The following is a 6,641-nucleotide window of genomic DNA, read 5'->3' on the forward strand; positions in this document are numbered from 1 at the left end:
GAAATCCACCTTCAAACAACGTCCCAGTTGTGTCCAGCTTAGCTAGACCACCTCAAAAGTGCTTCTCATTACTTGACACCACTCCCCCCCTAGATTACGCCTATGACTTAGTTCGCGTCATTGAATTAAATACTTCACCGGAAGATGCACAGAGTAAATGGAGCACTCGTGCTAACTCTTTCAGTGGCAATAGCCTTACTAGGTGGTTACAATATGGTCTGAGACTTAGTGTACTAAATAAGCTCCCCGTACAAGAGCTGGCAGTATACTTAAACGATAATGACTATTTAAACGAGCGCATTCGTGTCTTCATCAAAGCAAAGAGGTGGGATGCATTGGAAATCTCAAGTGAAATTTATGAGCGAACTGTCAAGTATGTACTCGACAGTGGGGAAGACTTTGGAAATAGTAGGATTAGGAAAAATCCTTATTCATTAGAGCTATTCACTAGCTTGATAAATCGCTCTAAATACACATCACCTTCACATCGCTCATCATCAGGAAAACTTAGCGATAGTTGGCTTCATTCGGGTTGGGGAAGAAGCAAAACTGAGAATGAAGCTTTTCCTCAACCCGGCTATTTACTTTCTAACAAATGCGACAAGTTTTCAGCATTAGCTGAGGAATTAGCCGAACTCACTGTATCCGAATGGACTCACGAGCTAGCTCCTTGGGAGAGACTTACTCAAGCTATCCAACAGGAATTTGGAGATGTCTGGGCATTAAAGCTCTTTGCAGTTAATGCTGCTGCCACGTTGAAATTAAAAGAACCAATTAGCAAAGAATATAATGCTCTTTTTGATTCGGATAAATCCCTTTGCCAAAGGGTGCGATATGCGACTGAGCATAATAGTTCGGTTGCGTGGTGGAACAAGCAGCTTGAATTCATAAATTCCCAAGAGGAAACAATGCTTTTTCTACTAGTCTTATTTACCTGGGCCACTCCTGCCGTCGTTAAAAGCCTGCTTAATGATCTTGACCCTTTACTAGTAGGTTTACCAGATAAGGAATGGTATAAGCTGTTTGATGCTATTCAAGCAAATATGTGGAAAGGCCCAGGTCAGCGGAACAAACCGAAAAGCCAAGAATTGGTTAATGCTCTTCCAGAAAACATATCTGAAAGAACTGTGCTGTGCGTAGCTGTGAGGCTGGAGACAGACGCTGAACATGAGCTATATCGGACAAGACTGCTTAATTATACTGGGTATGACCCAAAAGTTTTAGACGTTTGCCAATGGTTCGCTACCAGAACCCTGTTTTCAAGAACTGATGACCCGGATACCTATCTGAGTCTAATACAAAGAGGATATAAGCAAGATATAGTGCAAGATGAATATTGGAGCAATCAGTTGGCAACAGGGTTCCGCTTCACGCTTGACTTGAATGTGGCTAAAACAATAGCTGCCCGTCCCGAAGATTTTCCATCATTTTTGCTAATGGCAGCTGAGCAAATATGTCACACTGACACCGCTTCTAAAATTGTCCCTGTTGGCACTATCGCTCGTGATGAAGATTGGGCGTTTGCTTAGGATGATTGCAATATAATTTATCGCCAAGTTGGTGTTAGTTCACTTGTATATAAGAGTTACATACTAACAACGGTGCTCCTTAGTCTGTAACCTCATGTCCTCTTTTTAAGGAAAACAGACTTGCCTCTTCCGTTTTGAAAGAGCGTTCTCTTGCTTTCCTCTCTTTCCCTTGGGTGGTGAGTGTAGGCGCTAAGCTTACTTTCGCTTTGTTAACTGCTCCTCTACGCTTATGCATGCTCGTGCCTCGGCTATACTCCAATTTGTTGTCGGCTGTTTCTTTCTATTCGGGTGGGGGCTACCCGTGCAGGGACAATCCCCGGCGGCCGTGAAAACGCTCGTCGGGCTGGTCAAGCAGGTGGGCAGCACCGATGGCACCGGGACTGCGGCCCGCTTCAACCGGCCCATGGGTATTGCCATCGCCCCCGATGGCACTCTGTACGTGGCGGATGCGGGCAACCACACGATCCGTTGCATCACGCCCGCCGGGGTGGTTACGACCCTGGCCGGCGCAGCGGGCCAGTCGGGCAGCCTCGACGGGACGGGGGCAGCCGCCCGCTTTTTCTCCCCGGTCGGGCTTGCCCTCGATGCGCACGGGATCTTGTACGTGACCGATGCGGGTAACCATACGATCCGCAAAGTGACCGCGGCGGGCGTAGTGACCACAGTAGCGGGCACAGCCGGCGCGAAGGGCAGCATCGATGGGGTAGGCTCGGCCGCTCGCTTCAACTCCCCGCACAGCCTCACCGTGGCCCCTGATGGGGCGCTCTACGTGGCCGATACCAACAACCACCTTGTTCGACATATCACGCCCACGGGCCAGGTCAGTACCTGGGCCGGCGTGGCCGGGCACAAAGGCTCCGTCGACGGAGCGCGTCCGAACGCCCGCTTTTTCCATCCCTCCGGCGTGGCCCTCTCGCCGCAGGGCGTGCTCTACGTGGTCGACAACGGCAACCATACCGTTCGGGTAGTTGACCCGCGCGAGGGCGTGCGCACGCTGGCCGGCGTCGGCGGCAAAAAGGGCCACACCGATGGCCCAGGCGCGGCGGCCCGCTTTCATTGGCCCAACGGGATTGCTGTCGGCGAGCAGGGCCAAGTCTATGTGGTGGATCACCTCAACTCCACCATTCGGTGCGTCACGCCCACTGGGGCGGTAACAACGGTGGCCGGGCAGGCGCTGCACTGGGGCAGTCAGGACGCGGTGGGAGCTGACGCCCGCTTCGAATTTCCGTTCGGCGTTGCCACTGGGGGGCCGGGTCATAAAATCTACATCACCGATACCAAGAATCAAGTGGTTCGCGTGCTCGAGTAGAAGATATCCCGTGCCAGCGGCTAGCAACGCTGGCCGACTTGCTGGCGCCGGTTCTAGCGCCCGCCAACTCCCCGGCGGCTATCTTGTCGGAACACTACCGCTCCTTTGCTTGCTACCCCGATGAAAGGCTTCCCCACAGCCATCTTACTCTCGCTGCTGCTGTCTTTACTCGGCTGTCGTTCCCACCCGGCCCCCACCGTGCGGGTGGAACAGCGCACGGTTGCCTCAGGTCGGCAGTACACCCTTTTTTATCCGGGTCGCCTGGCCATTCAGGTGGTCACGCGCCTCCCGAACCTCGATCAGAGTGAGTGCCAGCTCAGTGTGGCTGCGGCCTATACCGACTTGCAAACCAATCAGCCCCTGGATCTGCTCGTGGATCAGGGACAACTCCGGCAAGCCCGGGTCAAGGTGGGCTGGCTCGATGGCGTCTTAACGATTGTGAATACAACGCTGACCTTGACGCGCATTGCTCCAGGGCAGACGCCGCCGCACGCGCTACTCGAGCAAGTCCGTCGTCAGAACGGAACCCTGCTCTTGCAAGAGTTGCTCGTTTACCAAGGGCAGAACCTAAAACCGGCGGGCGGCAGCTTGTTTCAGCGCCGGGCCCTGGTGGAGCTTACAAATCATCAATTTGCTGTGATCGAGAGTGCCTCGGATTCGCTCACTTTGTACCAGTTTGGCGAAGATCTGCGCGCGTTAGGGGCCCGCAATGCATTATATCTGGACATGGGCGACTGGGATGAAGGCTGGTACCGCAAGGACAATAGCGTCGTCAAGCTCGGCTATCGCCGAACGCAAACGGCCCGTCAGTCCAACTGGCTGGTCTTTATCAACCCGGAATCAGCGCGGAAGTAGCTGTCGACAGAACGAGGCAACCTACTAAACAGAGCACTTAAGAAACGATTCGCATGGCACGCCTCAACTATTACTGGACCGCCCTAACTGTCCTATCCTGTATCGTCTTGTATGTTCTTCACAGAAAAGATCATAGCATTATTGCCGGCTTATTGGGCCTGCTGTTCTTCTCCTTCTTCCTGTATTATGTAGTCAAGTTGGGCGTGTTTGTTTACCGTGGGCAGCGGCGGTTCAAATAAAGAACTGAACACCTGTTAGGAAAGTGGTATCGACTCGCTCGATTTGGCTTCTAGAAAACGACAAAGACTGATTGATAGCGTTTACTTGTTAGTTTTAATCGCTAGGCAATGGTATACTTTTTTTGTTGTGAGAACTACTAACAATAAATAGGACAATGCAGTAATAATATCAAAGAATAATATTATAAACTGGTAAACTGACACCAAGGCGTGCGCTTCTAAATCTTCATAAGTATAATGGCTAGAATAATAGGTGCACTACTGAACTTTATACTACATCTAACCGCATTATTAGTTGCTGTATTTAAGCTCTTGATTTTATTCCCCTATCAAGAACAATATACACTATGCCCTAAATGTGCATTTAATTATGAAGGAATAGAATTTGGAATGTTCTTAAGTGTAATTGTCCTTGTTTTGTACTTGGCAAAAGTATTTTTACTTAAAATATTCAAGGCTAATTATAAATCTTACTTAGATATTTTTATTGCAATTTATTATTTAAGCTCGTGCTGTTATTGGATATATTATTATAATATGAGCCCTGAACAACCTTAAAGAAGGCATGGGTTTACGGCAAGGGCATACATTATAAATTTGGGCTGGATAAGTTAGAAGGGCCCCTTATAATCTATTGATTAATTGGAATACGAATTTCCATAATTTCGAGATTGCGTGAAAATTAATTGTGCTGGGTATTGACTGGTCAAGATGGGAATGGATATGCCTGTAGGCAATAAATGATACTGGTACGATACGAAGTTTGTTCATTCCCTCGATAATTCAAGTTTGTGCACGGTGCTACGTCTTGCCAAAGTAGAAGCGTGCAAATGTGCCTCTAAAAAGTAGAAGCCTCATCAAGCAGGTGGCAGGATTAGGGCCGAGTAATGCGAAGGCTATCTCCGGCGGTACCAAGCGAAACACCACGATCTACTCCTTTATATAAAGGGTACAGAAAACAGTTGCCCTAGTGATTGGCTACTACCGGTTATCTGAGGGCTTGAGTGCTCGACCAGCTGTACTCATCAACGATCCGTTCGCCCTGTTCGTTGACGACGGCGAACCCCGAAATAATCAGGGATAGCTAAAATTGTATTTTCCCAAAGAGTGTTGTTGCTTTTTCAATAATATTGTATTATCTGGCTTTTTCTTTACTTTTTCTATGAAAGACTCCGATAAACATTAGTTACCACGGCCTTGCAACGCGCGCTGCTCAGCCAGCAGCCATCGGTTGGCTTGTTCGTGCACTCGGACCGAGGTGGGCAGTACTGCGGTAACGCCTATCGTGCTCTGCTGCACCGATACCAGGCGTTACGCGCGCAAAGTCGGCGCGGCGAGTGCTATGACAATGCGCAGGCAGAAAGCCTCTGGTCGCGGCTCAAAACCGAAGAACTCGAAGCCCGCGAATGGCCGGTATTTACCGACTTAATCGACGCGCGGGCCAGTGTGGCCACCTATTTTGACTACTATAATCACCAGCGTCTGCATTCCAGCATTGGCTATCAACTGCCGTATCTTGCTCACCAACAACTGCTTTAACCAACTACCCTAAACTGTCCCGCTCAACTAGACCACCTCATATTAGCCGAGGGAAGCGTTTGCTAAACTGATTGCTAGCAGTCTTCCTGTGAGCGTTCACCTTAGCATATTACATTCTAAGAACGGTCGTGGCTGTTGCAGAACTCTAGGTCGCCAGCTATCATTGTGTTTTGTTTGCTGTCGCCCTACTTAATTTCCCTCCACCACATTAGTTCCTTGCCTTTTCAGCTTAAAACTAGGGGCGGCGGCTCTAACGCCAGCTATAAAATGCTAAAGACAATGGGCGACCTAGAGTTCTGCAACAGCCACAGTCCTCTTTAAGCAGTAACTGCATTGGCTATGAATTTTACAAGTGGTTCGTAATATTAGTATATAAATCTTGATCTTCGCTTTGAGCAATCTTCCCAGGTCGGAGAAGGTGCTGGAGGGGCAACGTTCCAATTCGGGCATGGCCCCTCGTCTATTTGGGAGCAAGACCTTCCGCTTCGACAAGTGAACGGTAAAGGAAGTCAGAGTAAAGTGTGACACACTCACCATGCTCTTCATCACTACTGCCAACAACAGCGAATTATTTCTTGCCTCGCTTGCTGCGGCGCTTACCCGGTAGAGGCGCCGAAATGTACTTCATGAGTTCGAGGGCAAATTCGGCATCCCGCACGCCGCTCGTATCCCCGAGGTGCTCTAAAGGCAGAATTACGTGAAAATCATCGCCCTCGATTGCCGCGATCTGGGCCCGGAAAGCGAAGGTGTAGAAAGCGGCCGTATCATAGTCGGTTTCGGCTAATAGTTCTTTCTGCTCGCTTAGTAGGTAGTAGCGGTCGGTGACGACGTTAGTGTGCAAATACACGCTACCTTCCGGCTGTTCGTTTCGCAAACGGCCGAGCAGGGCGGTGAAGGCAGGGCCGGTTAGTAAGGAATTCGTCTCCATTAGAAGACAAGTTTAGGCGTTTCTCAGCTGCTAGACTAGATAATAAGTTTAACAAATCTGGTAAAGGCGGTAAGTAAAAGCGTGGCTACAGTAGCTTTGAAAGGTAGACCAAGCGGCAGCGTACTAGTGTATACCTTCCTCTAGTAAATATTCCAGATCTGTGAGGAGGATTCCCAAGCTTACCTGATAGTAACGGCAAAGCATCGCCACCGTGAGCAGAGCGACGTTTCGCCGGCCAGATT

General features: G+C 49.6%; 5 protein-coding genes. 4 read left to right on the forward strand and 1 reads right to left on the reverse strand.

All coding sequences use genetic code 11. The features are described 5' to 3' along the window. From ACFE7X_RS06810 to ACFE7X_RS06825, 4 genes are all read left to right on the forward strand, one after another. Positions 1 to 1,529 (forward strand): hypothetical protein (locus ACFE7X_RS06810; RefSeq protein WP_375434919.1); only part of this gene is annotated, 1,529 nt, incomplete at its 5' end. Between the two features lie 229 nt (positions 1,530 to 1,758). Further along, a complete protein-coding gene (locus tag ACFE7X_RS06815) occupies positions 1,759 to 2,838 on the forward strand; it encodes an NHL repeat-containing protein (protein WP_375434920.1) in 1,080 nt (359 codons plus the stop codon). A 120-nt stretch (positions 2,839 to 2,958) separates the two neighbouring features. Then, positions 2,959 to 3,693 carry a hypothetical protein gene (locus ACFE7X_RS06820; protein WP_375434921.1) on the forward strand — a complete coding sequence of 245 codons (735 nt, stop codon included), beginning with the start codon at positions 2,959 to 2,961 and terminating at the stop codon, positions 3,691 to 3,693. A 1,436-nt stretch (positions 3,694 to 5,129) separates the two neighbouring features. After that, complete coding sequence (locus ACFE7X_RS06825; protein ID WP_375434922.1) at positions 5,130 to 5,471, forward strand: integrase core domain-containing protein; 342 nt, start codon at positions 5,130 to 5,132, stop codon at positions 5,469 to 5,471. 568 nt (positions 5,472 to 6,039) lie between these two features. Here the strand turns inward: ACFE7X_RS06825 and ACFE7X_RS06830 are convergent. Next, the gene (locus tag ACFE7X_RS06830) at positions 6,040 to 6,399 is read right to left on the reverse strand and encodes a hypothetical protein (protein WP_375434923.1); all 360 of its coding nucleotides are present in this window, start codon (positions 6,397 to 6,399) and stop codon (positions 6,040 to 6,042) included. Positions 6,400 to 6,641 lie beyond the last annotated feature (242 nt).

Source organism: uncultured Hymenobacter sp. (assembly GCF_964242765.1).
Lineage (GTDB): Bacteria > Bacteroidota > Bacteroidia > Cytophagales > Hymenobacteraceae > Hymenobacter.

What these genes read in the sequence shown, in the direction of transcription:
- ACFE7X_RS06820 (WP_375434921.1), top strand. Translation starts at nt 2,959, where the DNA reads ATGAAAGGCTTCCCCACAGCCATCTTACTCTCGCTGCTGCTGTCTTTA.
- ACFE7X_RS06830 (WP_375434923.1), bottom strand. Translation starts at nt 6,399, where the DNA reads ATGGAGACGAATTCCTTACTAACCGGCCCTGCCTTCACCGCCCTGCTC.
- ACFE7X_RS06815 (WP_375434920.1), top strand. Translation starts at nt 1,759, where the DNA reads ATGCATGCTCGTGCCTCGGCTATACTCCAATTTGTTGTCGGCTGTTTC.